This window comes from Salinisphaera sp. SPP-AMP-43, assembly GCF_049568105.1.
Classification (GTDB): Bacteria; Pseudomonadota; Gammaproteobacteria; order Nevskiales; family Salinisphaeraceae; genus Salinisphaera.
Genome location: NZ_CP145335.1, coordinates 2,374,401 through 2,401,353 on the forward strand (window position 1 = coordinate 2,374,401; position 26,953 = coordinate 2,401,353).

The 26,953-nt window shown below is 64.3% G+C and carries 23 protein-coding genes; 8 read left to right on the top strand and 15 right to left on the bottom strand.

Going from position 1 to position 26,953, the window contains the following annotated elements; genetic code table 11:
• Positions 1–2 precede the first annotated feature (2 nt).
• From V5738_RS10065 to V5738_RS10075, 3 genes are all read right to left on the bottom strand, one after another.
• Positions 3–770 carry an SDR family NAD(P)-dependent oxidoreductase gene (locus V5738_RS10065; protein WP_423820668.1) on the bottom strand — a complete coding sequence of 256 codons (768 nt, stop codon included), beginning with the start codon at positions 768–770 and terminating at the stop codon, positions 3–5.
• Between the two features lie 157 nt (positions 771–927).
• Complete coding sequence (locus V5738_RS10070) at positions 928–2,373, bottom strand: bifunctional 2-methylcitrate dehydratase/aconitate hydratase (RefSeq protein ID WP_423820669.1); 1,446 nt, start codon at positions 2,371–2,373, stop codon at positions 928–930.
• Between the two features lie 58 nt (positions 2,374–2,431).
• On the bottom strand, positions 2,432–3,322 hold the full coding sequence (locus tag V5738_RS10075) for an isocitrate lyase/PEP mutase family protein (RefSeq protein WP_423820670.1): 891 nt from the start codon (positions 3,320–3,322) through the stop codon (positions 2,432–2,434).
• A gap of 122 nt (positions 3,323–3,444) precedes the next feature.
• Here V5738_RS10075 and V5738_RS10080 point away from each other — a divergent pair, with 122 nt between their 5' ends.
• The 4 genes from V5738_RS10080 (at position 3,445) to solA (ending at position 8,293) form a co-directional block, all read left to right on the top strand.
• Positions 3,445–4,131 (top strand): GntR family transcriptional regulator, encoded by a 687-nt coding sequence (locus V5738_RS10080; protein ID WP_423820671.1) that lies wholly within the window; start codon positions 3,445–3,447, stop codon positions 4,129–4,131.
• A 34-nt stretch (positions 4,132–4,165) separates the two neighbouring features.
• The gene (prpC, locus tag V5738_RS10085) at positions 4,166–5,284 is read left to right on the top strand and encodes a bifunctional 2-methylcitrate synthase/citrate synthase (RefSeq protein ID WP_423820672.1); all 1,119 of its coding nucleotides are present in this window, start codon (positions 4,166–4,168) and stop codon (positions 5,282–5,284) included.
• Between the two features lie 533 nt (positions 5,285–5,817).
• Positions 5,818–6,729 (top strand): LysR family transcriptional regulator, encoded by a 912-nt coding sequence (locus V5738_RS10090; protein WP_423820673.1) that lies wholly within the window; start codon positions 5,818–5,820, stop codon positions 6,727–6,729.
• Positions 6,730–7,102: 373 nt separating this feature from the next.
• Positions 7,103–8,293, top strand: coding sequence for an N-methyl-L-tryptophan oxidase (gene solA, locus V5738_RS10095; RefSeq protein ID WP_423820674.1), 1,191 nt, complete (start codon positions 7,103–7,105; stop codon positions 8,291–8,293).
• Positions 8,294–8,311: 18 nt separating this feature from the next.
• Here solA and V5738_RS10100 read toward each other — a convergent pair whose 3' ends face one another.
• The 3 genes from V5738_RS10100 to V5738_RS10110 are packed head-to-tail and all read right to left on the bottom strand — an operon-like array spanning position 8,312 to position 10,950.
• A complete protein-coding gene (locus tag V5738_RS10100) occupies positions 8,312–9,115 on the bottom strand; it encodes an ABC transporter ATP-binding protein (RefSeq protein ID WP_423820675.1) in 804 nt (267 codons plus the stop codon).
• A 10-nt stretch (positions 9,116–9,125) separates the two neighbouring features.
• On the bottom strand, positions 9,126–9,923 hold the full coding sequence (locus V5738_RS10105; RefSeq protein WP_423820676.1) for an ABC transporter permease: 798 nt from the start codon (positions 9,921–9,923) through the stop codon (positions 9,126–9,128).
• Between the two features lie 28 nt (positions 9,924–9,951).
• A complete protein-coding gene (locus V5738_RS10110; RefSeq protein WP_423820677.1) occupies positions 9,952–10,950 on the bottom strand; it encodes an ABC transporter substrate-binding protein in 999 nt (332 codons plus the stop codon).
• Positions 10,951–11,141: 191 nt separating this feature from the next.
• On the opposite strand from V5738_RS10110, the gene hutC reads away from it, so the two are divergent.
• Positions 11,142–11,885, top strand: a complete 744-nt coding sequence (gene hutC, locus V5738_RS10115; protein WP_423820678.1) for a histidine utilization repressor — start codon at positions 11,142–11,144, stop codon at positions 11,883–11,885.
• Positions 11,886–11,982: 97 nt separating this feature from the next.
• On the opposite strand, the gene hutI is transcribed toward hutC, so the two are convergent.
• The 9 genes from hutI to V5738_RS10160 all read right to left on the bottom strand — a co-directional run bounded on the left by hutI (position 11,983) and on the right by V5738_RS10160 (position 21,905).
• Positions 11,983–13,188 (bottom strand): imidazolonepropionase, encoded by a 1,206-nt coding sequence (gene hutI, locus V5738_RS10120; protein WP_423820679.1) that lies wholly within the window; start codon positions 13,186–13,188, stop codon positions 11,983–11,985.
• Between the two features lie 13 nt (positions 13,189–13,201).
• Entirely contained in the window at positions 13,202–14,545 is a 1,344-nt protein-coding gene (locus V5738_RS10125) for an aminotransferase class I/II-fold pyridoxal phosphate-dependent enzyme (protein WP_423820680.1), read from the bottom strand.
• A complete protein-coding gene (locus V5738_RS10130; protein WP_423820681.1) occupies positions 14,542–15,864 on the bottom strand; it encodes a hypothetical protein in 1,323 nt (440 codons plus the stop codon). The genes V5738_RS10125 and V5738_RS10130 overlap by 4 nt, the downstream gene beginning before the upstream one ends.
• Complete coding sequence (locus V5738_RS10135) at positions 15,864–16,655, bottom strand: SDR family NAD(P)-dependent oxidoreductase (protein ID WP_423820682.1); 792 nt, start codon at positions 16,653–16,655, stop codon at positions 15,864–15,866. Before V5738_RS10135 ends, V5738_RS10130 begins: the two co-directional genes overlap by 1 nt.
• Positions 16,648–17,676, bottom strand: a complete 1,029-nt coding sequence (locus V5738_RS10140) for a zinc-dependent alcohol dehydrogenase (RefSeq protein WP_423820683.1) — start codon at positions 17,674–17,676, stop codon at positions 16,648–16,650. The genes V5738_RS10135 and V5738_RS10140 overlap by 8 nt, the downstream gene beginning before the upstream one ends.
• Positions 17,673–19,019, bottom strand: a complete 1,347-nt coding sequence (hisD, locus tag V5738_RS10145) for a histidinol dehydrogenase (RefSeq protein WP_423820684.1) — start codon at positions 19,017–19,019, stop codon at positions 17,673–17,675. Before hisD ends, V5738_RS10140 begins: the two co-directional genes overlap by 4 nt.
• A 1-nt stretch (position 19,020) precedes the next feature.
• Positions 19,021–19,842, bottom strand: a complete 822-nt coding sequence (locus V5738_RS10150; RefSeq protein ID WP_423820685.1) for an ABC transporter ATP-binding protein — start codon at positions 19,840–19,842, stop codon at positions 19,021–19,023.
• A 199-nt stretch (positions 19,843–20,041) separates the two neighbouring features.
• Entirely contained in the window at positions 20,042–20,875 is an 834-nt protein-coding gene (locus V5738_RS10155; RefSeq protein WP_423820686.1) for an ABC transporter permease, read from the bottom strand.
• A 19-nt stretch (positions 20,876–20,894) separates the two neighbouring features.
• Positions 20,895–21,905, bottom strand: coding sequence for an ABC transporter substrate-binding protein (locus V5738_RS10160; RefSeq protein WP_423820687.1), 1,011 nt, complete (start codon positions 21,903–21,905; stop codon positions 20,895–20,897).
• 285 nt (positions 21,906–22,190) lie between these two features.
• Here V5738_RS10160 and hutH point away from each other — a divergent pair, with 285 nt between their 5' ends.
• Genes hutH through V5738_RS10175 form a run of 3 tightly spaced genes read left to right on the top strand, consistent with a single transcriptional unit; the run spans position 22,191 to position 26,393 of the window.
• Entirely contained in the window at positions 22,191–23,732 is a 1,542-nt protein-coding gene (gene hutH / locus V5738_RS10165) for a histidine ammonia-lyase (RefSeq protein ID WP_423820688.1), read from the top strand.
• A 14-nt stretch (positions 23,733–23,746) separates the two neighbouring features.
• Complete coding sequence (locus tag V5738_RS10170; RefSeq protein ID WP_423820689.1) at positions 23,747–24,967, top strand: alpha-hydroxy acid oxidase; 1,221 nt, start codon at positions 23,747–23,749, stop codon at positions 24,965–24,967.
• On the top strand, positions 24,957–26,393 hold the full coding sequence (locus tag V5738_RS10175; RefSeq protein ID WP_423820690.1) for an FAD-binding oxidoreductase: 1,437 nt from the start codon (positions 24,957–24,959) through the stop codon (positions 26,391–26,393). The genes V5738_RS10170 and V5738_RS10175 overlap by 11 nt, the downstream gene beginning before the upstream one ends.
• Positions 26,394–26,953 lie beyond the last annotated feature (560 nt).

Here is a 26,953-nt window from a genome sequence, read left to right on the forward strand (position 1 = left end):
GGTCATAGCGACGACTGCAGATGACCGCCGTCGACTACCAGGGTCGAGCCGGTCATATATGAGCCAGCATCGGAGGCCAGCAACAACAACGGCACCGCCAACTCATCGGGCTGGCCGAGCCGTTTCTGCGGTATACGCTTGATCATCTTCTGCCCCGGCTCGGACTCGAAAAATTCGCGGTTCATATCGGTTTCGATGTAACCCGGGGCCAAAGCGTTGACCCGAATACCCTCTCTTGCCCATTCCAGGGCCAGGGATCGGGTCAACTGTTCGAGCGCGCCCTTGGAAGCGGCGTACGCCGCCAGCGCGGGGGCAACCCGATGGCCGAGGATCGAACTCACATTAATGATTGCGCCGCCCTGCCCGGCGTTCTTGAGGCGCTTCGCGGTTTCCTGGGCGATGCGCCAGCAGCCGCTCAGATTGACCTCGATGGTGTTTTGCCAATCCTGTTCGCTCATATCGAGCGCCAGCGACGGTTGGGCGACCCCGGCATTGCATACCGCGATATCGACCACGCCAAGCTCAGCCTCGATCGCATCGAAACCGGCCTGTATCGATTCGACATCCGTGACGTCCAGGGGCACCACGGCCGAGCGGCCGCCGGCCGCCTGTATGGCCTCGGCGGTTCGTTCCAGTGGCTCGCGCCGGCGCCCACAAAGCGCAACGCGAGCACCGGCCTCGGCCAGAATCTGCGCGAAACTGCTGCCCAGGCCGCCGCCGGCCCCGGTCACGACCGCCACGCTGTTTTCGAGGTTGAAAGGCTCTTGCATAAGGCTACTCTCTGGCTTTCAGATCAGTGCTCGAATCGAGGCCATATGGCCGGCATCGATAACGACTGCCGTGGCATGCGATCCCGATCTTCGAAAGTCTTGGCTCTTTACGTCTCGACATGGGTGATCCGGGTCACGGGGCGCATCGCGCAAGCGTCTACACCACGAACAGATCGGTGAACTCGGGCACCGACGTGGCCTCGGTACGCGCCTGATCAGCCACGATCGCGTGGATGCGCTCGGCATTCTTGGGCGCGATCTTGAGCGCCAGATTGGCGGCGAACTTTGTCTTCAGTTCGGGGATGCCTTCGTCGCGGCGCCGGCGATGGCCAATCGGGTAATCCACCGAGATCTTGTCGGTCGCGCTGCCGTCGTCGAAAACCACCTGGACAGCATTGCCGATCGCCCGCTTGTCGGCTTCCAGGTATTCGGCGGTAAAGCGTTCGTTTTCGACCACGCTCATCTTGGCGCGCAGGGCGTCGATGCGTGGGTCGGCGGCCACGTCGTCTTCGTAGTCGGCGGCGGTCAGCCGGCCGAAGATCAAGGGCACGGCCACCATGTATTGCAGGCAGTGGTCGCGGTCGGCCGGGTTGTCCAGCGGGCCGGTCTTGTCGATGATCCGTGCGCCCGATTCCTGGGTTTCGATGACGATGCGCTCGATGGCCTCGAGCCGGTCGACGACCTGCGGGTGCAGGGTGAGCGCGGCTTCGACCGCGGTCTGGGCATGGAATTCGGCCGGGAAGCTGATCTTGAACAAGACCTGTTCCATGACGGTGCTGCCGAAGTCCTGGCCGAGGGTGATCTCGCGGCCATGAAAGAGAGCGTCCTGAAAACCCCAGGTGGGCGCAGTCAGCGCCGAGGGGTAGCCGATCTCGCCGCGCAGTACGCGCAGCGCCAGCAGTACGCCGCGCGAGGTGGCATCTCCGGCAGCCCAGGATTTGCGCGGGCCGGTGTTCGGCGCATGCCGATAAGTGCGCAACGCCCCGCCGTCGACAAAAGCATGGCTGACGGCGTTAGTGACTTCTTGCTTGTTGCCGCCGAGCATGCGGGTGACCACGGCACAGGTGGCGATCCGCACCAGCAGCACGTGATCCAGCCCGACTCGGTTGAAGCTGTTGTCCAGCGCCAGGATGCCCTGGATTTCGTGGGCCTTGATCATGGCGATGAGCACGTCGCGCAGGCTCAGCGGGGCATGCCCCTTGGCGATATTGCGCCGCGAGACGTAGTCGGCCACCGCCAGGATGCCGCCGAGGTTGTCCGACGGATGGCCCCATTCGGCAGCCAGCCAGGTGTCGTTGAAGTCCAGCCAGCGGATCATGCAGCCGATGTTGAAGGCCGCGGTCACCGGGTCCAGGGCATAGGCCGTGCCCGGTACGCGGGCGCCGTCGGCCAGGGTCGCGCCTTCGACCACCGGCCCGAGCAGTTTGGTGCAGGCCGGATAGTTCAGGGCCTGCAGCCCACAGCCCAAGGTGTCGATCAGACAGTAACGCGCGGTCTCTAGCGCTTCGGCGCTGTCGATTTCCACGTCGCAGACATAGTCGGCGATACGCGTGATGACGGTGTCGAACGGCACACGGCTGGCGGAGCGGATATCGGCGGACATGGGTCCTCCCGGTGAATATGGAAAAAGTGATTGGCGACAGGCCTGCGCGAGCCCCGGATCAGTCCGAGCCTTGCTCGGCGTAGCGGCTCGATAGCTCATCAAACAGCGGCTTGCGTACCAGGCGCTGGCGCTCGGAAAACGGCGCCACGAGATTGGGGTCTTCATCCAGCCGGCCGCGGCGTTTGAGCTCGCCGAGGGCGTTCTGCATGCCACAGACCGCCCCCTGAAGCGCCGCATTGGCATACAGCGTGATCCCATAGCCCAGCCGCGCGAGCTCTGGCTGGTCGGAGACCGGCGTTTTGCCGCCGATCACGATATTCATCACCAGCGGCACCTCGAACAACGCCGGCAAACGCTCGATGGTGTCGCGGTCTTCGACGGCCTCGATGAACAACAGATCGGCACCGGCCTCGGCATAGCGATGGGCCCGTTCGATGGCCGCCTCGATACCGTGCACGGCCGCTGCATCGGTACGCGCGACCACCAGCAGATTCTCGTCGTGGCGGGCATCGACGGCCGCCCGGATCTTGTTCGTCATCTCCTCGGCGGGGATCACCTGCTTGCCCGAAAAATGCCCGCATTTCTTGGGTAGTACCTGGTCTTCGATCTGGAGCGCATCCGCCCCAGTCCGCTCCATCGTGCGTACGGTCTGGCGTACGTTGATCGGATTACCAAAGCCGGTATCTACATCAACCATCATCGGCAAATCGACTGCATCGCGTATCCGAACGGCTTGCTCGGCCATTTCGGCCAAGCCCACGAAACTCAGATCGGGCAACGCAAACCCCATGTTCGTCACCCCGGCCCCGGTGACATACACCGCCTCGAAGCCGGTGTCTTCGACGATACGCGCGCTCATGGCATTGAATGCCCCCGCCATCAGCAACGCATTACGCTGGGTCAGACGTTGGCGGAAACGGCTACGGCGGTTGCTCTCGGTCTCGGACATCGCATCACCTTCTGGATCGATCGATAGAGGCGCTCGGCCTTCTGGCCAATTGTCGACAATTGGCAGGTTCGATACAGTCTAGAATTCCGCATTACGCACAATAAATACATCTATTGTCTACAATGGGCGCAACAGAAGACGATACCCAAGGAGCCGATACCTTCCGCACGCTGGCCGATAAGGCACTCGCCCAGCTGCAGGAAGATATTGTCTGTGGCGCTATCGCGCCGGGAACCAAGCTCAGTGAGACTCGGCTGGCCGAGCGCTACGGCGTGAGTCGGGGGCCGATGCGCGAGGTCATTCGCTGTCTGGAATCGCGCAAGCTGCTCGAGCGCACGGCGCATGTCGGCACCCGAGTCACTTCGCTCGACCCAGCCGCGCTATCGCAGCTTTACTATGTTCGCGAAGCCCTGGAAGGCATGGCCGCGCATCTGGCGGCCACGGCCATGAGCGAAGACGAGATCACGGCCATCCAGGAACTGCTGGCCACCCATGAGCGCCAGCAAGACATCCAGCGGGATACCGCTTATTTCCAGTACGAGGGGGATCTGGATTTCCACTACCGGATTTTCGAGGGCAGCCATAACCACGCGCTCCAGGAAACCCTGACCAACGAGATCTATTACCTGCTGCGCATGTCGCGCTATCGCTACAGCGGCGTGCATAAACGCCCGCAGCAGGCCTTGGCCGAGCACCGCCAGATCGTCGAGGCGATCGCCGAACGCGATGCCGAACTGGCCGAGCTACTTATGCGCCGACACATTAGCCGCGCCCGGCGCAATATCGAAAATCAGATCGGCGACCAATAGACGTCGCCGCACATGACAGACCGAGGAGATCGAAATGGGTGACAAACCACAAAACACCGCTGGCCTGCGTGGTCAGATCGCCGGCCGTACGGCCCTGTCTACGGTCGGCCAGCACGGCTCCGGACTGACGTACCGGGGCTATGACATCAAGGATCTGACCGAGAACTGCCAGTTCGAAGCTGTGGCCTATCTACTGCTCAAGGGCGAGCTGCCCAGCGATCGCGAGCTTTCCGACTATCAGGCCAAACTGAAAAACCTGCGCAGCCTGCCCGAGGTCGTACGCACCACGCTCGAAAAGATTCCGGCGAATGCTCACCCGATGGATGTGCTTCGCACCGGCTGCTCCATTCTCGGCAACCTAGAAGGCGAAGAGAGCTTCGAGCAGCAGTACGACAAAACGGATCGCCTGCTGGCGACTTTCCCGGGCATGATCTGCTACTGGTATCGCTACAGCCACGAGGGCATCCGCATCGCTACCGATAGCGATGTCGATACCACCGGCGCCCTGTTTCTAGAACTCTTGCACGGCAAACAACCCAGCGATCTGCACGCCGCGGCGATGAACGTCTCGCTGATTCTCTATGCCGAACACGAGTTCAATGCCTCGACCTTCAACGCCCGGGTCTGTGCCTCGACGCTGTCCGATTTGTTCAGCTGCATCACCGGGGCCATCGGCACCCTGCGCGGCCCGTTGCACGGCGGCGCCAACGAAGCCGCTATGGCGATGATCGAACAATTCGAAAATCCGGACGATGCCGAGAACCAACTATTGGCCATGCTCGAGCGCAAGGACAAGATCATGGGGTTCGGCCATGCCATCTATCGCGACTCGGATCCACGCAACGAGATCATCCGCGAATGGTCGGAAAAACTCGCGGCCGACGTCGGCGACCAGAAGCTGTACCCGGTTTCGGTACGGGCCGCCGAAGTCATGTGGCGGGAAAAGAAACTGTTTCCCAACGCCGATTTCTTTCATGCCTCGGCCTACCACTTCATGGGCATACCGACCAAGCTGTTCACGCCGATTTTCGTCATGAGCCGTCTCACGGGCTGGGCCGCCCATGTCTTCGAACAGCGCGCCGACAACCGCATCATCCGGCCGAGCGCCGAATATGTCGGCCCGGCGCCCCGCCCGGTTCCCAAGCCCTCGTAGCGCCCAACGCCACTGCCAGAACGTAACCGCTCCGATAGCGAACTCTGCTCTCCGCCCACGGGCGGGCAGAGCGCATTTTGTCGGTGGACTGGAGATCGCCCCGACCGGCCCTGCTGGCTGGCCGGGGGCGATACCACACCTGCGCCCAGCGTACGGCCGTGCTCGGAACCGCTCTCGGCGGCGTGCGGCCTTTGAATTCATGCTCGGCTCGCGCGCCACGGCGACAGGTCCTATGGCGTTTTAATATGCCGTACGAGTCCGCGCCAAATGCTTTGGTGCGGCAAGGCATTGCCGCGCTACGCGAGGCCGCGACAACTCGGGCTTGCCGTCGTGTTGTTAATTGTTGGGCGCTTGACCCTTTTAGGTTGGACTGCCCGTCGCATCCTGCGGCGTTGCGAGCCTGGGGCGTGGCACACCACGATGCAGCGCTTCGTGCCTTGTAGAACACGAGGGGCGGTCGCCAACACGCTGCTCGCACGAAACCGCAACAGGCCCTAGGCTGGTCCAGTCGTTCCTATCGAGCGGTGCACTGCATGGACCTGCGCCAACTCCGTTATTTTCTCGCGGTTGCCGACACCCGACACTTCGGCCAGGCCGCGCGCAACATGCATATCACCCAGCCACCGCTCAGCATGCAGATCCGACGGCTGGAAGACGAGCTCGGGGTAGCATTGCTCGAGCGCCATACCCGGCAGGTCGGGCTGACCGAGGCCGGACGCGTATTCGAAGCCCATATCCGGCGCATACTCGAAGATCTGGAGCGCAGCGCGGTCGACGCACAGCATGCCGCTGCCGGCCTGGCCGGCACCCTGGAGGTCGGCTTCATCAGTTCGGCGACCCTGAGTATCATGCCGCCAGCCCTGCAGCGTTTCGGCCAGCAGTATCCGAACGTCAGCCTGTCGCTCAAGGAACTGACGAGCGGCCAACAGATCGATGCCCTATACGACGGCACGATCCGGATCGGCCTGCTGCGCCTGCCGATCGACGCTCCCGGGCTGCATGTGCAGCCGCTGCTGACCGAAGCCCTGGTGGTCGCCCTGCCCGAGACCCACCCGCTGGCCGAACGCGCGGAATTGGCGATGGACGATATCAAGGACCAGCCGCTGGTGTTTATCCATCGCTCCGACATCCCCGGCTTTCACGACCATATCCAGGCGCTGTTCCGAGACCACGGCGCCCGCCCCCGGATCGCCCAGCGCGCCAAGCAACTACAGACCATCATCGGGCTCGTGGCCGGCGGCGCCGGTATCGCCCTACTGCCGGGGTCCAGTCGTCATCTGCAACGCGATAGCGTGGTGTATCGGCCCCTGGCGGCCGCCGATAGCGAAACGACCCTGGCGATGGTTCGGCTGGCAGGTGAGCCGTCTGCCCTACTCCAGCACTTTGAGCAGACGCTCACCGCCGAAGCCACCCGGCTGCGCCGGGGCGTGCAAGACGAGGCATAACCACGGTCGCATAGCCGCTCCGAGCGAGGGCAGGACAACGCCGACTTGCGGGCGTGTCGACACATGCTGTGCGCTTAGCTGTTCGGATAAGGCCGCCGATTAAAAACATGGGCGCCCGGCGGCGGTGCGCATTCAGCACATAACGCGCCATAAGGCAGCGACTTGCAGTTGGCTGGCCACGATGGACGGGCTCTCTCCGGTGCTCGTGCGAAACATCAACAGGGCCGGGGCGAGGGCCTTTGAGCGAACCACGGCTGCATGTGCCACAAACGAATCAATCACCGGCCGAAAACATATTGGACCAGGCCGTATACCACGCTTAATTTGGCAACAGATGCTTTCCACGGCGATGGTTCGCCACAGGCCCGGCCTTATGACGACACGGTATGCAGCGATCGTAATCGGCTGTGGCGGCCTGGGCTCGGCCGCCCTGTACTCGCTAGCCCGCCAGCTCGACAGGCCAGTGCTCGGCCTCGAACAGTTCGAGCTCGGCCACAGCCGCGGCGGCTCTCAGGATCACTCGCGCATCATCCGGCTGGCCCAGCACGAGCAAGCCTATGCTGCTCTGGCCCCAGCGGCTTATACGGCCTGGGAACAGGTCGAGGCCGAATCCCGGCAGCAGCTGTTGCTGAAAACCGGCGGCCTGATCATCGAGGACGAAGCCGCCCGCGACCCGGCCCGTACCGGCAAGCGCAATATCAACGGTTATATCGAAGCATTCGAGCAGTTCGGCTTCGACTATGAACAGCTCGATGCCGCAGCACTCATGCAACGCTGGCCACAGTTTCGGCTGCAAGGCCACGAACGCGCGCTGTATCAGCAAGATACGGGCATCGTCGATGCCGGCAAGGCCAACGCCACCCATCTCGCCCTGGCCCGGGCCCACGGCGCCGAGATTATCGCGCCCTGCCCGGTAACGGCGCTCGAGCCGCTGGCCGACGGCTGTACTGTGGTCGCCGGCGAGCAACGCTATATCGCCGATCACGTGATCGTGGCCGGCGGCGCCTGGACCAATCCACTGCTCGCCCCGCTGCTCGGGGCAGAGCTGCCGCTGACCGTCACCCAGGAACAGGTCACCTATTACGCGACTCCGAATCTCGCCGATTTTTCACCGGATCGCTTTCCAGTCTTCATGTGGCACGGCACCGACAACTACTACGGCTTCCCCATCTACGGCGAAGTCGCAACCAAACTCGGCCAGCATATGGGCGGACCCGCAGTCACGGCCGATACCCGCAACTTCGAGGCCGATCCAATCCGCCAGGCGCGCTATCGTCAGTTTCTGGAGACCTACATCCCGGGGTTTGTCGGCCCTGAACTCTATACCAAGACTTGCCTCTACACCGTGCCCCCAGACCAGAACTTCATCATCGACCGCCTACCCAACCAGCCGCGGGTTTCGGTGGCCGTCGGCGCCGGCCATGCCTATAAATTCGCCAGCCTGATCGGCCACATCCTGGCTGATCTCGCCATTCGCGGCGGTACCGATCATCCGATCGAGTCCTTTGGCTTACAACGTCGGGCGCTGAGCGATCCGGCCTTTCCGAAAGCGTTTCATCAATAGCCGAATACGCCGACCGGCTCATTGATCCGATAGTGTGACTTCTCGCCGTACGCGCTCGGTGACGTATTTCTTGTATTCGATATAGTCCGGCTGGAACTGGATATCGTAGTCGCGCGGCCGAGCCAGATCGATATCGACGCACTCGGCTACCCGCCCGGGATGGGTTTTCAACACCAGCACCCGATCGCTTAGATACAGGGCTTCGTCGATGTCGTGGGTAACGAACAACACGGTCTTGCGGGTTTCGCTCCAGAGCTTGAGCAGGAATTCCTGCATCTCCGAGCGGGTCTGGGCATCGAGAGCGCCGAACGGCTCGTCCATGAGCAGCATCTCGGGGTCGTTGGCCAGCGCCCGGGCCAGCGCCACACGCTGTTTCATACCACCGGACAGCGTTTTCGGATAGGCATCGGCAAACCGCGCTAGACCGAAATGGGCCAGCAGCTCGGTCGCGGCCTCGCGGCGGCGCCGGCTGTTCAAGGTTCGCATACGCGCGCCGAACTCGACGTTCTGGACTACCGTTAACCAGGGGAACAACGAAAACGCCTGGAACACCATCCCCCGATCGGCCCCGGGCCCCTCAATCGGCGCACCATCCTTGAGCACCTCGCCGCTTGTCGCGTGATCCAACCCAGCCACGATACGCAGCAGCGTCGACTTGCCGCAGCCGGACGGCCCGAGCAGGCTGACAAACTCGCCCTCCCGTACCGACAGATCGATATCCGATAGCGCCTGGACCGGGCGGCCACGGCGGGTCTGGAACGTCTTGTTCAGACCGCTAATCGTCAACTTGGCCTGGGTTGCATGGTCCACCGTTGAAGACATCGCCGGCTCCTTAGCGCCAGGAAAACAGATAGCGGCCGAGCAGCTTGAGCAGCGTATCCGATGCCAGCCCGATCAAGCCCAGAAACAGAATGCCGAAGATGATGTTGCCGGTATTGAGCATGCGCTGGGATTGCAGGATCACATGCCCGATACCGCTTTTAGCGGCCACCAGTTCGGCGACGATGATATAGGTCCAGGCCCAACCCAGAATCAGCAGCAGCACGTCGTAGATGCCCGGCATCGCAGCCGGCAATACCACCCGCCACAGCAGCGACCGCCGCGAACTACCCAGGGTGGCAGCCGCCTCCAGCAGCTCGCGCTGTACCGACCTGGCCTCGACCGCGATCATCAACAGCATAGAAAAGAAACAGCCGGCGAAAATGATCGCGATCTTTTCTACGTCGCCGATGCCGAGCCACAGGATAAACAACGGAATGAAGGCCGAGGCCGGCATATAACGCATGAACGAGGTCATCGGCTCGACCAGGGCCTCAATCGGCCGGAAAGTACCCATCAGCACGCCCAGCGGGACCGCGATCGCTGCGGCCAAGGCAAAACCCGTAAATACTCGGTAGACGGTGGCCAGCACGTCCCAGGCGAAGCCGAACTGGGTGAAAAGCTGGTAGCCGGTGGCTACGACCTCGGTCGGCGACGGCAGAAACAGCGGGCTTACCCAGCCGGCCCGAGTCACCAGGGCCCAGACCCCGATCAGCACCACGAAACTCAGAACCGCCAAGCCGATATAGGCAGCCCGCGGCATGCTACCGAGCGGCGCCATCCAGCGGCTGCGGTGACGATTCTGCGTCATCGTTTTGCGATCCGACAAAGCCACCGCCTCACTTGATCGACGGCGCAGCCGCCTGCACGAAACGCGCGGAAATCAACGGCTCGATCTCGGGTTTGTGATCGATCACGCCGGCATCGACAAACAAGGCCGCTGCCTGTCGGCACAACTCGTAGAGCGGGCCCGGCTGCTTGGGGGCACCAAAATACTCTCGGTTCATGGCCAGGTCGTACCAGCGCACGCCCTCGGCCGACTGGGCGAACTGCTGCGGCGTCTGGCCCATCGCCTTGGCCATGATGGCGTAGGCCGCCTGCTGATGATCGCGGGTATAAGCCATCGCATCGAACACCGCGTTAACCACCGCCTGGACCCGTTGCGGATGCTGCTCGACGAAGTCGCGGCGGAAGCCGAGGGTATCGGCGATCACCCCAGGCGTGGCCTTGCTAGTGATCAGGGTATGGCCGAACGGGCGTTGGTCGGCGGTGGTCAGCCACGGCTGCCAGGTCACCGCGGCATCGAGCTGGCCGGCGGCGAAGGCCGCGCCGGCTGCCCTGGCGCTCATGTCGTTGACATCGATATCCTGCAACGACATACCGTGCTGGTGCAGCAGGTAGAGAAACCAAAAATAACTGGCCCCGCCGCCGGTCTCTAGACCGACCTTCTTGCCCTTCAGGCTCTCGAACGAATCGATCGCTTTATTGGCTACGATGCCGTCCGCGCCGTTCGAATTATCGAGCGCCATGACCTGCACTACCGGCAGATGGGCCGCCGCGGTCGATACAAAAGTATCCGGGGTGGTCGGAAAGCCGTCGATCGCTCCCGAGGCCAACGCACTGCGTCGATTGGCGGCCTTTTCGATCCGGTGCAGAGTCACGTCGACCCCTTCCTTGGCGAAAAACCCTTTTTGCTCGGCCACGAAGATCGGCCCATAGCCAATCCACGACGATATCCCGAGATCGACGGCCGGCCGATCGGCGGCTGAAGCCACGCCGATCCAGCCACCCAAAACCAATACACCCAGCCAACGCATCACACCCGCATACCGCCTCATAGGGGCTCCCCTGCTGAATCGTCGACGGCCGCGTACGACACAAGCATAGGCAGCCGACGAGGACAAATGTATATACAACCCAAGCATCGAACGTGCCAGATTCGTTGACGGTGCCGAATGTGTCAGACGGGGCCCCGGCCTATACAATGGTCGAACCGTTCGCCGACGATTAAGCCAAACCTGCCTTCGCCATGACGCAAGAATCCGCCCCGCCGCGTGCGCTGTATCTGCAAGCCAAGCAGCATGTGAAAAACCGCATCCTGTCGGGCGAGTGGCAGCCGGGGGATGCCATACCGTCGGAGAATCAGCTCGTGCGCTCGCTGGGCATGTCGCGCATGACGGTCAATCGGGCGCTGCGCGAGCTGACCGGCGAAGGCTATATCGAGCGTATCAGCGGGGTCGGCAGCTTCGTCGCCCAGCGCAAGGCCCAGTCCAATCTGTTGAAAATCGCCAACATCGCCGACGAGATCGAAGCCCGCGGGCATCGCTATCGCTGCGAAGTGCTGCACCTCGGGCGCGAACCAGCATCGCTACAAGTCGCCACCGCGCTATCGATCGCCACCGGCAGCTCGGTGGCCCATGTCTGTTGCGTACACTATGAAGAAGGCGTGCCGGTCCAATACGAGGATCGCTGGGTCAATCCGGCGATCGTGCCCGATTTCGCCGACCAGCATTTCGACGACAGCCTGCAGCCGTCGGTATATCTGCTGAACTCGATCCCCGCCGAAGAGATCGAGCACGTCGTGGATGCCACGCTACCGACTCCGGACGAGGCTGCTGCCCTGAACATCGAGGCGAGCGAGCCCTGCCTGGAACTCATGCGACGCACCTGGAGCCGCAGCCAGGTCGTGACCTGGGTGCGTTTTCTGCACCCCTCATCGCGCTATCGGCTTGGCAGCCGGTTCGAGGCCGATCGCTTCAACCGCTCCAGCTGAGCTCCTGTGTGGTGCAGGCGCCGATCAGCCCTGCACCATGGCAATCCATCCCCAGCCCGGTCCCGCGTAGGCTGGCAGGGCCAAGCGCACGGCGAGATCAGCCCAGCACCCGACCCGCCAATACCCGCTGGCGCAGACGCTGGGGCTGGACCGCATAGGCCAGCTCGGCCGGATGTTCGATGTTCCAGACACATAGATCGGCGATCTGGCCGACTGCCACGGTGCCGAAATCGGACTGGCCGAGCGCGCGGGCCGCGTAGCGGGTCATGCCGGACAAAGCCTCTTTCGGGGTCAGCCGGAACAGCGTACAGGCCTGGTTGAGCATCAGCGTCGGCTGGAACAACGGCGAGGTGCCGGGATTGCCGTCGGTCGCTACTGCCATCGGCACCCCGGCATCACGCAGCGCCTGGACCGGCGGGCACTGGGTTTCGCGCAGCGTATAGAAGGCCCCGGGCAACAACACGGCCGTGGTGCCGTTATCGGCCATCGCCTGGATGCCCTCGTTATCCAGATACTCGATATGATCCACCGACAGCGCGCCGTGACGTGCCGCAGCTGCTGCGCCGCCCAGATTGGATAGCTGCTCGACATGGGCCTTGATCGGCAGACCGTGTTCGGCCGCCGCAGCGTAGACGCGCTCGCACTGGGCGACTGAAAACGCGATTTTTTCGCAGAACACATCGACCGCATCGGCCAGCCCGGACTCGACTGCCGCCGGGATCATCTCGCGACAGACCAAGTCGATATAGCCGTCGGCGTCGTCGGCATATTCTGGCGGTAGCGCATGCGCGCCCAGCAGGGTCGTGAATACCCGCACCGGATAGCGCTCGCCGAGTTCGCGGGCCACGCGCAGACACTTCAATTCATCGGCCACGGTCAGGCCATAGCCCGACTTGATCTCGATCGTGGTCACGCCATCGGCCAGCATCGCTTCGAGCCGCGCGGCGGCCCGCTCGAACAACTCGGCTTCGCTGGCCTGTCGGGTGGCCCGAACCGTACTCAGGATACCGCCGCCGGCCGCCGCGATATCCTGATAGCTCACGCCTTCCAGGCGTTGTTCGAACTCGTCGGCGCGCTGGCCGCCGAACACCAGATGGGTATGGCAATCCACCAGCCCCGGCGTAAGCACCCCGCCCCGGCCGAGGACCTTGGCACCGTCCAAAGCATCGGCTGCGAGCTCGCGCATCGGTACCACGGTATCGATCCGTTCGCCACGTACGATCACGGCCATCGGCTCCGGGTGATCGTGCACACCGTCGAATAACCGGACGTCGCACCAGGCTTGGATAGGCGCATCACTCATGGGGCTTTCCTTGTCATTGTGTTCTACAACCACGGCCGGCTGCGCAGCGCGAATCCCGTTCGGCGCAAGCGGCTTCGTGGGCAACCAGCCGCAGCGACTGGGCCACGACCTCGGCCGCCTCGGCGGCGTGCAGCGGCGCGAGGCTGGTCGGCGCAATCCGCAGATGGTGATCCCGGGGGTCCTGCCCATGCGGAAAAGCCGAACCGGCCGGCGTGAGTGTCACCCCGGCCTGCGCAGCCCGGGCGACCACGGCCGCGGCACAGCCGGGCGGCGTATACAGGCTGATGAAATAACCGCCCTGGGGGCGTTGCCAGGCAGCCAGGCCGGAATCACCCAGCTGGTTCGTGAATACCGTATCCACGGCATCGAATTTCGGCGCCAGATGCGCGGCGTGCCGAGCCATCAGGCGTTCGATATCCGGCCAGCCACCGGCAAAAAACCGCACATGGCGCAGCTGGTTGATCTTGTCTGGGCCGATCGAGCGGCGCCCGGCATGAGCTGCGAACCACGCCAGATTGGCCGGCGAGGCCGCGAAAGCCGCTACCCCGGCGCCGGGCAGCGTGATTTTCGAAGTCGAGCCAAACACCAGCGCCCGATCGGGATGACCGGCCGCGGCGCAGGCCTCGAGGATATTGGCCAATGCCGGCGGCTCGTCATCGAGATGATGCACCGCATAGGCATTGTCCCAAAACAACCGGAAATCCGGTGCGGCTGTCGGCATGCCGGCCAGACGCGCCACACTGTCGTCGCTGTAGGTCTCACCGGTGGGATTGCTATAGCGCGGTACGCCGATCAGGCCCTTGATGCTCGGGTCCTCGGCTACCCGCGACTCGACCACCGCCATATCCGGGCCTTGCCCGGTCAAGGGCACCGGCACCATCTCGATGCCGAAGCCGGCCAGCAGATTGAAATGAAAATCGTAGCCCGGCACCGGGCATAGTATCCGCAGCCTGGGCTCAGCCGACCAGGGGCGCGGGCTGTCCGGCAGGCCGTTCAGCAGCGCATAGACCAGCGCATCGTGCATCAAGGCGATACTGGAATTGCCGGCGGCCATCACCTGCTCGGGGGCCGCGCCGACCAGCGGCGCCAACAACGCTCGGGCCTCGGGCAAGCCGCGTACGTCGCCGCCATAGGTCCGGCAATCGGTGCCATCGGCGGCGAGATAATCGTCGGCGCCGGGTAATTCCAGCAGCCGGGCCGATTCGGCCAACTGCTCCGGGCCCGGCTTGCCGCGGGCCATATCGATGCTCAGATCGCGGGCAACCAAGGCCTCGAATTCAGCCGCGGCCGCGGCATGGCGGGCCGCCAGCGTGTTGTCGTCGAGCGCGCGCAGCGCATTGATATCCGGGCCGGTCATGGCGCGATCGCCGCGATGAAATCGCTGACCACATCAGCGCCGGATTCGGGTTCGCTGCCGGCCATGATCGAGATCGCGAAGCCGATCGTCGATGGGATCGGGTGCTGGCGGCTGCCGGCGCCTGCCCGCAGGTCCAACACCAGGGTCGGGCAACAGAACAGGGCCAGCCGTATGATTCGCGCCCAGTCCGTCGGCAGCCAGCCACGCCGATCCAGCTCGGCCAGCAATGGCCGCCAGTAATGCTCGATCTTCGACTCTAGAAACGCGGCCCGTAACGGTGTGAGCTGCCAGTCATGTTCAACGACCAGCCGATCGCCGTCGCGCTCGACGCTCGCCTGGTAATACTCGCTGGCCGCGCCCGGCTCGTACAACCACAGCGGGTGGGCAAAAATATTATGAAAAGTCGCCTTGATGCCGGCCAGCAGTACCGGAATCTGGTGCCCGGCAAAGGCCGGGTCGAAGGTCACCAGCGCCGGCGCGCCGCCCGGCCGATACCAGACGTTGGCGTTATGGGCATCGCCGTGCGCGGTGGCTGCACCATGATCGGCCAGCGCGCTCGGCGCCAGGCGCTCGGCCGCTTCGGCGAACAGCGCGCCCAGGCTATGGCGATAATCCACGCCGTTAATGGTCCAGGCCGCTCCCTGGAGTTCCTGCCAGCCCAGCGCGGTACCGGCCAGCTGAAATTCGCGGCCGACATAGTATTGTCCAACCCGGCCCCCGAAGCCCGGCCGGGCTTCGTTCGACACCAGCCGGTTATAGAACAGCTGGTGGATCGGCTCGGCTGCCAGTGCGGCCGGCTCGGCGGGCAGCAGGGTTTCGAGCGCAGCTCGGCAGTCAGCGCGATCGAGTTCGGCCTGGGCGGCGACCACGGTCTCGCTGGTCTCGGCGCCATCCGCTCCGGCCTCGATCGCTCGGCAGACATCGGCCAGGCGCTGTTCTTCACGGGCCGCATAAAGCAGGATCTGGCGGCCCGGCGCACCGCTGGCATGCTGTGGCAGATCGACCGGCAACCCGGCGTCGGCCAACAGCTGGCCGTTGTAATACTCGGCGATCGTCGCCTGCTCGCCTTCTTCCTGGTGGTATTTGAAGAACAGCCGCCGGCCGTCGGTCAGCCGTAGCAGGCCGTTCAACGAATTCAGGCTATAGGCGTCGGCATTGATCCGCAGCTCGACCACCGGGACGCCAGTGATCTCGGCGACCAGCAGCGACAGTTCGGCCTCAGCGGCCGCCACCTCGCCGGCTGCCACCAGGCGCCGGGCGGTCGTGGCCCGAGGCGGCCGATCCCCGGGCGGCGTTTCGATATCGGAGAGCTTGGACATCAGATACTCGCGAGATAGCCGCCGTCGATGTACAACACCTGCCCGGTCATATAACGAGCCGCTGGCGAGCAAAGAAACACCAGCGGCCCGGCCAGATCATCGAGTTCGCCGAAGCGGCCCATCGGGATCGCAGCCTGCATGCGCGCCTGCCAGTCGGCATCCTGATAGAAAACCTCGGTCATATCGGTGCGAAAATAGCCCGGCCCGAGGGCATTGACACGGATGCCCTGCCCGGCCCATTCGGTCGACAGCGCCCGGGTCAGTCCGGCCAGCCCGGTCTTGGCGGCGCCATAGGCGGCCGAGCCCGGCACGCCGACCGCGGTGGTCAGGGAACAGAGATTGACGATCACTGCGTTGCGTTCGCCATCACTGTCGCTCTGGCCCATCAGCCGGGCCGCCGCCTGGGCACAGAAAAACGCCCCCTTGAGATTGACGTCGATCAGCCGGTCCCAGAGCACTTCATCGACACTGCGGCTCGCCGCCGGCTGTTCGACTCCGGCGTTGTTGACCAGGATATCCAGGCCGCCCCAGCGGGCCCCGATCTGCTCGAAGGCAGCCTCGATCTCGTCCGGCTGGGAGACATCACAGCGCAGCGCCATCGCCTCGCCGCCCGCTGTCTCGATCGTGGCTGCCGCTTCGGCCACCGCGGCCTCGTTGCGTGCCAGCAGCGCGACCCGGGCGCCGGCAGCCGCCAAGGCCCCGGCCAGCGCCCGACCGATGCCGCGCGAGGCACCGGTTACGGCCGCAGTCTGGCCAGCCAGGGAAAAATTCGCGTTCAGCCAATCACTCATGGCCCGTCTCCGTAGGTAAGACGATCGACTTGATAGCGTCGCGGCCCGTCTCGATCAGTTCATCGTAGCGGGCTGGCGCTGCCGCCAGTCCAATCGGGGCATCGATCAGACGCGCCAGCCTGGGGGCCAACTCGGGCAACAGGTCGCAGGCCCTGGGCAATTCCTCGCGAAAGGCGCTGCAGCCGAGCAGATCGATCTCCTGTTCCACGATCGCGTTCACGTCGACCTCGCCGGCACCGTGGAATAGGCCGACCATGGCCAGTCGGGTCCCGGCGCCCACCGAGGCCATCAACCCAGCCAGCCCGCCGTGCGAGCCGGTAGCCTCGACCGCGAACCGCGGCTCGCGGCCGATCTGCATGACCAGGGCATCGCGGTCGAGCGTGACGGGCACCGCATTGCACACCGATTCCAGCAGCGCCCGCCGACCCGCCTGGCGCTCGGCCACATATACCGGACCCAGACCCTCGGCATCGGCCACCAAAGCGACCAGCGCGCCGATCGTGCCGCCGCCGACGATCAGGATCGGCTCGCCGGCTGGCGCTTCGAGGCGTTCGATCACATGCAGGGCCACTGCCAACGGTTCGGCCAGCGCGGCGACCATCGGCGACAGATCGGCTGCTACGCGATACAGCCGCTCGGCCGGCTGCAGACAATAGACGGCAAAGGCGCCGTCGCAGGCCTCGCCGACGAAACCGAGATTGCGACACAGATTGGGCTCGCCGTTTTCACAGTAGTCGCAGGCGCCGCAGACCACGCGCGAATCCCCTACGACCCGGTCGCCCGGCGCGATATCGGTAACGTGATCGCCGACCGCTTCCACCTCGGCGCAATACTCATGGCCCGGGGTGACCGGCAGCTCGTCGATCCATTGCCCGGTGCGATAGTTGTGCAAATCCGAACCGCAGATACCGGCGGCCAGGATCTTCAGCCGTACCATTCCGGCCTCGGGGGCGCCCGGCTCGGCGACCTGTTCGTAGCGCAGATCGCCCACCCCGTGCAGTCGCAGTGCCGGCATGCTCATGAGTGCGCTCCCTGGCAGGATTGGGCCAAAAGTTCGTCGCGAACGTGGCTCACGGCCCGTTCGTGGGCATCGAAACCTTCATAGCGGGCCAGCGTCGCGGCCGGGCCGGCCAGATGGGCATAACCCTCGGCCGACACGTAGCCGACCGACATCCGCTTCATATAGTCATCGACCGACAGCGGCGAGGTCACTCGGGCTGCGCCGTTGGTCGGCAACACCGCATTCGGGCCGAGCACGAAGTTGCCGATGGTGACTGGCGTGCGCGGGCCGAGCAGTACTTCGCCGGCATGCCGGATATGGCTCAAGGTCGCCATTGGATCGCGGGTCAACACCTCTAGATGCTCGGGGCCATAACCATTGACGAATGCCAGAGCGGCCTCGAAATCGCGGGTCAACACGATGCCGCCGTGATCACCGCCGAGCACAGCCTTAGAAAAGCCGGCCCGTTGTTCGCCCATCGCCGCCCAGTGGCCCGGCAGCGCCTCGCGTGCCTCGCGGGCGACCCGTTCGCTATCGGTCACCAGATAGGCTGAGGAATCAGGGCCGTGCTCGGATTCGATGGTCAGATCCAGGGCCGCCAATGCGCCGTCGGCACTGTCATCGGCCAGAATCACGCACTCGCTGGGCCCGGCCGGAATCCCCGGATCGATGCTATCGCGCAACAGGCGCTTGGCAGCGACCGCCCAGGGGCTGCCCGGGCCGACGATCTTGTCGCAACGCGGCACCGTCTCGGTGCCGTAGGCGACCGCAGCCACGCCCTGGGCCCCGCCACATTTATAGACATCGGCAATGCCGACCTCGCGGGCCGCGACCAGGGTCGCGGCATCTACCTGCCCGTCCGGACCCGGCGGCGTAATGATGATCGGCCGCGGCACCCCGGCGACGACCGCCGGGATCGCGGTCATCAGCACCACGGAGGGAAACGAGCCCTTGCCGCGCGGCACATAGCAGGCCACGGCATCGATCGGCACATGGCGCTCGCCGGCCATTACGCCGGGCGACATCTCTTGCCACCACATGGCCCGTGGTTTCTGGGTTTCGTGGAAGCGTCGAATATTGTCGGCCGCAAAGCGAATCGCTTCGATCACGTCGTCGTCCAGGGCTTCGAAGGCTGCTACGAACTCGGCCTCGCTGGCACGGATATCGAAATGGTCCACGGTCACGCCATCAAAGCGCCGAGCGCAGTCGATCAAGGCCGCATCGCCGTCGCGGCCCACGGCTTCGATGATCGGCCGTACCTTGTCGATAAACGGCGTCAGGTCGGCTTCGGTGCGCGCAAACAGACGGCTGGGAATTTCGGCGCTGTCGCGCAGGTCATGAAACTGGACCTCGGTCTGGGACATATCAGACGCTCTCCTGAAGGTTGTGATTGGCCGTCGCGGGCAACGGCTCATCAATGGGTATGACATCGATGTCTTCGCGAATGCTGTCGAGCACCCGGGATTTCAGCGCGCCGAATTCTGGTGTCGCCATGATCGACTCGTCGCGCGGCCGCGGCAGATCGATCTCGAAAATCGCTTTCACATGGCCCGGGTTAGTGCCCAGGGCCACGATCCGGTCGGACAGATACACCGCTTCCTCGACATCGTGGGTGACGAACAGCACGGTCAGCCGGTGGTGCTCCCAAACCCGGGTCAGTAACAACTGCATCTGATGCCGGGTCATGGCATCCAGGGCACCGAACGGCTCGTCCATCAACAGAATCCGCGGCTTGTAAGACAATGCCCGGGCGATCGCCACACGCTGCTTCATGCCCCCGGACAGCTGGGCCGGCCAGGCATCGGCCGAATCCGCCAGGCCCACCAGAGCCAGATGTTCGTCGGCGATCCGCCGCCGCTGGCCGCGCGGATAACCGGCGGCGGCCAAAGCGAATGCCACGTTCTGACGCACGGTTTTCCAGGGCAACAAGGTATACGACTGAAATACCACGCCACGATCCAGGCCGGGGCCGACCACCGGTTCGCCGTCGACCGACACCGAGCCCGCATCGTAGCCTTGCAGGCCGGCGACAACCGACAACAGCGTGCTCTTGCCGCAGCCGGAGGCACCGACGATCGATACGAATTCGTTGTCACCGGTCGCCAGGTCGATATCGCTCAGCACGGTCTTGCGCTTGGCCCGGCGGCCGAACGATTTACAAACGCCGTCGATGATCAGTTCGGCCATGAAGTCCTCTCCAGATTCCGCCGCCAGGCCGGTACGCGGTGCGTGCGTAGCCCGGCCGTGCTTAGAAAGATGTTGTGCCGCACCACGCCGCATTACGGCTTGTGGGCGTCTTCGCTATGGATGCTGTGTCGATCAGGCCCGGGCCGCGGCGCCGTTCGGCCCAGCGAGCGCGGCGCAGGCCACGGGCATGAATTAACGGCTAGGAACGCGCCGCATGGCGATACCGAAACAACAGCCGCTCGGCGCCGCGCATAAGCTGGTCGGCAATCAGCCCGAAAGCGCCGAGCAACAGGATATAGCCGATGATGGTGTCGGTTTCGAAATAGCGCTGGGACACCGTGATCCGATAGCCCATGCCGGAATTGGCGGCGACCAGTTCGGCCAGCACCAGCCAAGTCCAGGCCCAGCCCAGACAGATCCGGGTCGAATCCCAGATGTCCGGGGCCGAACTGGGCAACACGATCTTCCAGACGATGCGCGGATTGGACATACCAAGCGTTCGCGCCAGGCCGATATAGTCGTCGGGCACGCGGCGCGCGGCGTCCATCACCATCAACACTTGCTGAAAGAAGGTGCCAATCCAGATCACCAGCAGCTTCTGGAATTCGCTGGTGCCGGTCCAGAGAATGGTCAGCGGCACAAACGCCACCACCGGCATGTAGCGTACGAAATCGACCAGCGGCTCGAGCAACGCACGCCAGAAGCCGTAGCTGCCGGCCAGTACGCCGAGCGTGATCGCCATCACGGTCGATACGATAAACGCGATCGCAATCCGCATCAGGCTCACGCCCACATCGTCGGCCAGCGTACCGTTACCGGCCAGCTCGATCAGACGCTCGACCACCGCCTTCGGCGACGGCATGAAGATCGCCGGCAGCAACCCGCTGGCGCTGGCCGCCCACCAGCCGATCAACAGCGTAGTGAATACGCCGACCGCCAGACCCAGAAAGCGATGGCGCGGCAACCCCTGCTGCAGCGAAAACCAGGGCGCTCGCGGACTGCGAACGGCGGCTTGAGAGTCGCGTTCAGACATCGAGTTTCAGCCCTTTCAATCAGCGCGACAGCGCATCGACGAAACGTGCATCGATCAGCGTGTCGGCGGATACCGGTTTTTTGAGAAAGCCGGCAGCACTGGCGGCCTCGGCGACATCGCCGTAGGTCTTGCTCATGAACGCGCCGTGAAATGCTTGATGGCTGTCCGCGGTACCGTAGTATTGCAGACCGTCGAAAGCCGAGGTCAGCGAATCTGGCTTGGCGCCCACTGCATCGGCGATGATTTTCTGGGCTGCACCGGTATGGCCACGGTAATACTCAAGTGCTTGGTTCCAGCTCTTGATCATAGCCAGTACCTGGCCAGGGCGATTTTTGAGCACGTCGTCACGTACGACCAGCACATCGCTGATCAGCCCCGGATCGTCGGCCGCGGCATACAGTACATGGGCCGACGGTACTTTTTCGCGAGCGGTGGTCAGATACGGCTCGTAGGTCGCCGCTGCCGGTACCCGGCCGCTGATCAGGGCGCTGCCCGCCGAGGCCGCCGGCATCGGCACCGGCTGGATATCGCTGTAATCCAGGCCCACCGATTTCAGGGCGGTCCGCAGCAGGATATCGCTGGTGGTGCCCTCTTCGAAGGCGATCCGCTTGCCTTTCAGATCGGCCAACGACTCGACCCGCTTGTCGGCGATCACTTCATCGGCCTGTTCGCTGACATCCAACAGCGCGACGATCCGGATCGGGACACCCGCCGCCCGCATGCGCATCGCGGTATGCAAAGCAATGCTCGCCCCATCCAGATGGCCGCTGGCCAGAGCGGCGTTGATGTCCTTGTCTTCGGCGAAATTGACGACGCCGACCTGGTCGAGGCCGTTATCCGAGTACAGCTTTTCGGCCTTGGCGACATGCCACAGCCCGTAACCGAGCCAAGGCTCGACCCCAACCTTGAACGCACCGGACTCGGCCGGTGTGGACTGATCGACAGTGGCGGCATTCGCGCCCGTCCAACAGGCCACGGCCAGCAATCCTCCCAGGACGAGACGGCGGAAAACAGGGGTAGTCAATCGCATCGCTTACTCCGGAACGCGCGGCAGGCCGCGGGATATCGAAACTGTCTATACAGCCTGCAGAAAACATGCCATGCCCTCTGCCCGGCCGCGGCCCCCATTCTCGGGACCTGCGATGTTATTGCCTTTTATTGGGGCCTTATGCAAGTGCCATAGAGCTATAGCAGTGCATAAAAGCCATTCCACGCCGGGTGGCGCCATGAGTGCGTGCCAATATTTCCTTTGCCCGCCGAGATGCTATTGTATATACAGGTAATAAATGAGTGGCCGCAGGCGGTACGCCAGACTATGACGAATACGATTAATCTCATCCCGGGCGAGCTCGGCCTCGACACGCTTCGCGAGCTGTACTGGGCCCAGCCGCCGGTCGAGGTCGACGCCGGCGCGCGTTCGGGCGTCGAAGCCGCTGAGGGGGTCGTTCGCGACATCCTGGCGACCGACCAAACCGTCTACGGCATCAATACCGGCTTCGGCCTGCTGGCCCAGACCCGGATCAACCGCGATTCGCTGGCCGAACTGCAGCGCAATTTACTGGTCTCGCACAGCGCCGGAGTCGGCCCGCTGCTCGACGATGCCACGGTCGGACTGATTCTGGTGCTCAAGGCAGCCTCCCTCGCCCGGGGTTATTCCGGGGTGCGCTGGTCGGTCATCGAGGCCCTGCTTGCGCTCTATAATAATGGTGTCTACCCCTGTGTGCCGTCCAAGGGCTCGGTCGGCGCCTCCGGCGATCTGGCACCGTTGGCCCATCTGGCGCTGCCGCTGATCGGCGAAGGCTGGGTTCGGATCGACGGCCAGCAATACCCGGCCGCCGACGGGCTGGCCCGGGCCGGTCTCGAAGCCTTCACCCTGGCGCCCAAGGAAGGTTTGGCGCTGATCAACGGCACCCAGGTCTCGACCGCGCTGGCCTTGCGCGGCCTATTTTCGGCCGAGCGGGTAGCGCTGGCCGCGTTCGCGGCCGGCGGTCTGTCTACCGATGCCCTCAAAGGCTCCGACGTTCCCTTCGATGCCCGTATTCATCAGGTACGCGGCCATGCCGGCCAGACCGATGCCGCGGCCATTTACCGCGACCTGATGGCCGACAGCGCAATCCGGGCCTCGCATCTGGACTGCGAAAAGGTTCAGGACCCGTATTCGCTGCGTTGCCAGCCTCAGGTGATGGGCGCCTGCCTCGACCATCTGCGCTTTGCCGCCGGCGTGTTCGAGCGCGAAGCCAACGCCGTATCCGACAATCCGCTGGTGTTCGCCGACAATGGCGATGTGTTGTCCGGCGGCAACTTCCACGCCGAGCCGGTGGCCATGGCCGCCGACGTCTTGGCCCTGGCGATCGCCGAGATCGGCGCGATGTCCGAGCGCCGTATCGCCTTGCTGGTGGACCCGAACATGTCGGGTCTGCCGGCGTTTCTGGTCGATGGCAGCGGCCTGAATTCCGGTTTCATGATCGCCCAAGTCACTGCCGCAGCCCTGGCATCGGAAAACAAGAGCTTTGCGCACCCGGCCAGTGTCGACAGCCTGCCGACCTCGGCCAACCAGGAAGACCATGTCTCGATGGCCACCTTCGCGGCCCGCCGCCTGACCGATATGGCCGCCAACAGCGCCCGGATCGTCGCGATCGAACTATTGGCTGCTGCCCAGGGCGTGGATTTCCATGCGCCCTATACGACCTCGCCGCTGCTGCGCCAGGCATTCGATATCGTACGCGCCGAAGCCGACTATTATGATCGCGATCGCTGCTTTGCCCCGGATATCGATGCCGTGACCGGGCGCATCGAGGGCGGCGATTTCGATGCCATCATCGGCGTTGCCCGTTTATACCCGACCGCCGGAACCTAGAACCGCTATTGCCCATGACCCGACACCACTATGCCGGCCGCCAGCCGCAACGCGCCCACAGCATTGCCGACCTGCAGCGCATGGCCCAGCGCCGGCTGCCGGGTTTCGCCTATGAATACGTCGCTGGTGGCGCCCAGGACGAGTTGACCCTGGCCGATAACCGGCGCGCCTTTGCCGAGCTCGGCTGGCGCTGCCGTACTCTGGTCGATGTGCGCGATATCCGCTGCGTCACCCGTCTGTTCGGCCGCGACTGGCCCTGGCCGCTCGGCATCGCCCCGACCGGCTACAACGGCATGCTCTGGCCGGATGCCGATATCGCCCTGGCACGGGCAGCCGCGGCCTTCGATCTGCCGTTCACGCTGAGCACCGTGGCCTGCAACAGCATCGAGCAGGTCCGGGCAGCAGCACCCAAGGCCCGGCTATGGTTCCAGCTGTACAGTCTGAACGACCGCGAGGTCGAGAACGGGCTGCTCGAACGGGCCCAGGCCGCTGACTGCGAAGCCCTCGTCGTCACCACCGATGCCGTGGTCCTTGGCGACCGGCAATGGGATAAGCGCAACTATCGGGCCCCAGGCTCGCTGACCTGGCGCAACCGGCTCGATGTGTTACGCCACCCCGGCTGGGCGGCTCGGGTGCTGTGGCCGCATGGCATGCCTACCCTCGGCAATCTGAGCGCCTATTTACCGGCCGACCAGCAGACCGCGCTCGGCGGCGCCCAGTTCGTGGGCCATCAGATGAATCGCGGTCTGGATCGCCAGACCCTGGTGGAACTCCGCGAGCGTTGGCCCGGGCGTCTGATCGTCAAAGGTATTCTGGATCCGCGCGATGCCCGCCTCTGTGCCGAGATCGGGGCCGACGGGATCGTGGTCAGCAACCATGGCGGCCGCCAAGTCGATGGCGCGCCGAGCGCCCTGGCCTGTATCGCAGCGATACGCCAGGCCGTGGGCCCGGAGATGACGGTGCTTCTAGATAGCGGCATCCGCCACGGCACGGACGCCCTCAAGGCTATCGCCCTCGGGGCCGACGGCGTACTGAGCGGGCGGGCGACGCTGTACGGCGTGGCTGCCGCCGGCCAGGCCGGTGCCGAACGCGCGCTCAGCCTGCTCACCGGACAGATCGAGCACGGCCTGGGCGTGATCGGCTGCCCGAGCCTCGAACGGCTCGGCCCGGACTGGCTGGCCCCGCGCGGCCCAGCCGTTCGGCCCAGCGCACCGGAGGCCGGCGATGAATACTGAGAACGACGATGCCGAACAGGCACGCAGCACGCGCGTCATCGCCGCATTGCACGAACAGCTGCCCGCTGAAGCCATCGCCACCGACGCAGCCATCGCCGCACGCCATGCCACCGACTGGACCGGCCACTGCCCTACCCGGCCGGCAGCCGTGATCAGCCCGCGGACGACCGAGCACGTCGCGACGATGCTGGCGATCTGCCATGCCCATGGCCAGCCGGTGGTGCCCCAGGGTGGCCTCAGCGGACTGGCCGGCGGCGCAGTGCCCGGCAATCGCAGCGATATCGCGCTGTCGCTGGGCGCCATGGATCACATCGAAGATATCGATACCGCGGCCGCGACGATCACCGTACAGGCCGGTGCCACCCTGGCCCGCGTCCAGCAGGCCGCAGAGGCCGCGGATTTTCGTTTTCCGCTGGATTTCGCGGCCCGCGATCGCTGCCAGATCGGCGGCCTGATAGCGACCAACGCCGGCGGTGTCTCGGTGGTCCGGCACGGCACCATGCGCGCCCAGGTCCTGGGGCTGGAAGTGGTTCTGGCCGATGGCCGGGTGTTGACCGATCTCAAGCCGATGCTCAAAAACAATACCGGGCTCGACCTCAAGCAATGCTTCATCGGCAGCGAAGGCACACTCGGCGTAGTCACCCGGGCAATGCTGCGCCTGGCGCCGCCCAAGGGCACAACCACGATCGCTCTGATCGCCACCGACGCCTATGCTGATGCGATCGCGCTATTGCATACCCTCGGCCGCGGCGGCTTGGGGCTGGAATCGTTCGAGCTGATGTGGCGCGATTTCTATGCCATGAGTCTGGCCTGGCATCCGGAGCGCGAGGCGCCGTTAGCTGCGCATCATGGCCTGTATATTCTGTGCGAAATCGAAGGCCCAGCAGCCACCGCCCGCGAATGCATCGCCAAAGCCTGCCGGGATCGCGGCCTCACGTCGTGGACCATCGCCGATTCGGCGGCCGCAGCCGAACGGCTATGGTCGATCCGCTACGCGACTGCCGAATTCCCGCAGCGGCTGGCGCCGATCAACTTCGATATCAGCCTGCCGATCGGCGATATTGGCATTTTCGTCGAACAAAGCCGGGCCGCGCTCGAAACCGAATGGCCCGGCCTGCAGGCGGTATATTTCGGCCATATCGGCGACAGCAACCTGCATCTAACCGTCGACGGCCAATCGCTGGATGAAGACACGCCAGCCACCCGCCATGCCATCGAAGACTGCGTCTATGCCCTTACCGCCCGCTATGGCGGCTCGATCTCGGCCGAACACGGCATCGGCCTTCTCAAAAAGCCGTATCTGCACTACAGCGTCGATACCACCGCCCGAACACTCATGACCGGCGCCAAAGGTTGGCTCGATCCCAAGGGCATTCTCAATCCGGGCAAAGTGATCGACCGCCTCGACTCGGGCGTGTCGTCATGAGATACAGCTGCGCTCCTGAGCTGGCAAGCCAAGGCATCGTGAGCGTGGCGCCGCTCGGCCACGTAAGCGAACGATAACGCTGGGTGGTCGCCTCAGAGGCACAGGCGCTTGTGGGTGATGCCCGCCCATCGTGCCCGGCGGCGTTGCAGGCCTTGACCGTGCGGCTCGGCAGCCTGCGCCTGGCTGTACCCGATGGGCGGACGTCATGCGGTGGTGGCTCTTATGACGACACGCCCTCAGATCTTTTGTCGTTTCATGCGAATCCCTGCCAAGCGCTGTTCTGCGGCAAGGCGAAACGTAGCGGCCGCGGCATAGCCACTCTAGGCAAGGAGAGCGACCACAAAGGGTGGCTGTCGTAACGCTGATTTATGGATGCTTGTCCCGTCGATTTGGGCCACCTAAGGACGATTGAGCCATGGGCGCTCTGCGGCGCCTGGCGCTTGGGCCGTGGCGCCGCACGATGCAGCACGAACACGATTTGCAGAGGCCAACACAGCGCTCGGACGACGCATCAGCATGCCCTAGCGCCGGTTGCTGTTTCACGCGGCACCGCACCGACC

Bases quoted from the DNA above. Each gene is read 5' to 3' on its own strand.
- V5738_RS10065 (WP_423820668.1), bottom strand. From the start codon at position 770: ATGCAAGAGCCTTTCAACCTCGAAAACAGCGTGGCGGTCGTGACCGGG.
- V5738_RS10070 (WP_423820669.1), bottom strand. From the start codon at position 2,373: ATGTCCGCCGATATCCGCTCCGCCAGCCGTGTGCCGTTCGACACCGTC.
- V5738_RS10075 (WP_423820670.1), bottom strand. From the start codon at position 3,322: ATGTCCGAGACCGAGAGCAACCGCCGTAGCCGTTTCCGCCAACGTCTG.
- V5738_RS10080 (WP_423820671.1), top strand. From the start codon at position 3,445: ATGGGCGCAACAGAAGACGATACCCAAGGAGCCGATACCTTCCGCACG.
- prpC (WP_423820672.1), top strand. From the start codon at position 4,166: ATGGGTGACAAACCACAAAACACCGCTGGCCTGCGTGGTCAGATCGCC.
- V5738_RS10090 (WP_423820673.1), top strand. From the start codon at position 5,818: ATGGACCTGCGCCAACTCCGTTATTTTCTCGCGGTTGCCGACACCCGA.
- solA (WP_423820674.1), top strand. From the start codon at position 7,103: ATGACGACACGGTATGCAGCGATCGTAATCGGCTGTGGCGGCCTGGGC.
- V5738_RS10100 (WP_423820675.1), bottom strand. From the start codon at position 9,115: ATGTCTTCAACGGTGGACCATGCAACCCAGGCCAAGTTGACGATTAGC.
- V5738_RS10105 (WP_423820676.1), bottom strand. From the start codon at position 9,923: ATGACGCAGAATCGTCACCGCAGCCGCTGGATGGCGCCGCTCGGTAGC.
- V5738_RS10110 (WP_423820677.1), bottom strand. From the start codon at position 10,950: ATGAGGCGGTATGCGGGTGTGATGCGTTGGCTGGGTGTATTGGTTTTG.
- hutC (WP_423820678.1), top strand. From the start codon at position 11,142: ATGACGCAAGAATCCGCCCCGCCGCGTGCGCTGTATCTGCAAGCCAAG.
- hutI (WP_423820679.1), bottom strand. From the start codon at position 13,188: ATGAGTGATGCGCCTATCCAAGCCTGGTGCGACGTCCGGTTATTCGAC.
- V5738_RS10125 (WP_423820680.1), bottom strand. From the start codon at position 14,545: ATGACCGGCCCGGATATCAATGCGCTGCGCGCGCTCGACGACAACACG.
- V5738_RS10130 (WP_423820681.1), bottom strand. From the start codon at position 15,864: ATGTCCAAGCTCTCCGATATCGAAACGCCGCCCGGGGATCGGCCGCCT.
- V5738_RS10135 (WP_423820682.1), bottom strand. From the start codon at position 16,655: ATGAGTGATTGGCTGAACGCGAATTTTTCCCTGGCTGGCCAGACTGCG.
- V5738_RS10140 (WP_423820683.1), bottom strand. From the start codon at position 17,676: ATGAGCATGCCGGCACTGCGACTGCACGGGGTGGGCGATCTGCGCTAC.
- hisD (WP_423820684.1), bottom strand. From the start codon at position 19,019: ATGTCCCAGACCGAGGTCCAGTTTCATGACCTGCGCGACAGCGCCGAA.
- V5738_RS10150 (WP_423820685.1), bottom strand. From the start codon at position 19,842: ATGGCCGAACTGATCATCGACGGCGTTTGTAAATCGTTCGGCCGCCGG.
- V5738_RS10155 (WP_423820686.1), bottom strand. From the start codon at position 20,875: ATGTCTGAACGCGACTCTCAAGCCGCCGTTCGCAGTCCGCGAGCGCCC.
- V5738_RS10160 (WP_423820687.1), bottom strand. From the start codon at position 21,905: ATGCGATTGACTACCCCTGTTTTCCGCCGTCTCGTCCTGGGAGGATTG.
- hutH (WP_423820688.1), top strand. From the start codon at position 22,191: ATGACGAATACGATTAATCTCATCCCGGGCGAGCTCGGCCTCGACACG.
- V5738_RS10170 (WP_423820689.1), top strand. From the start codon at position 23,747: ATGACCCGACACCACTATGCCGGCCGCCAGCCGCAACGCGCCCACAGC.
- V5738_RS10175 (WP_423820690.1), top strand. From the start codon at position 24,957: ATGAATACTGAGAACGACGATGCCGAACAGGCACGCAGCACGCGCGTC.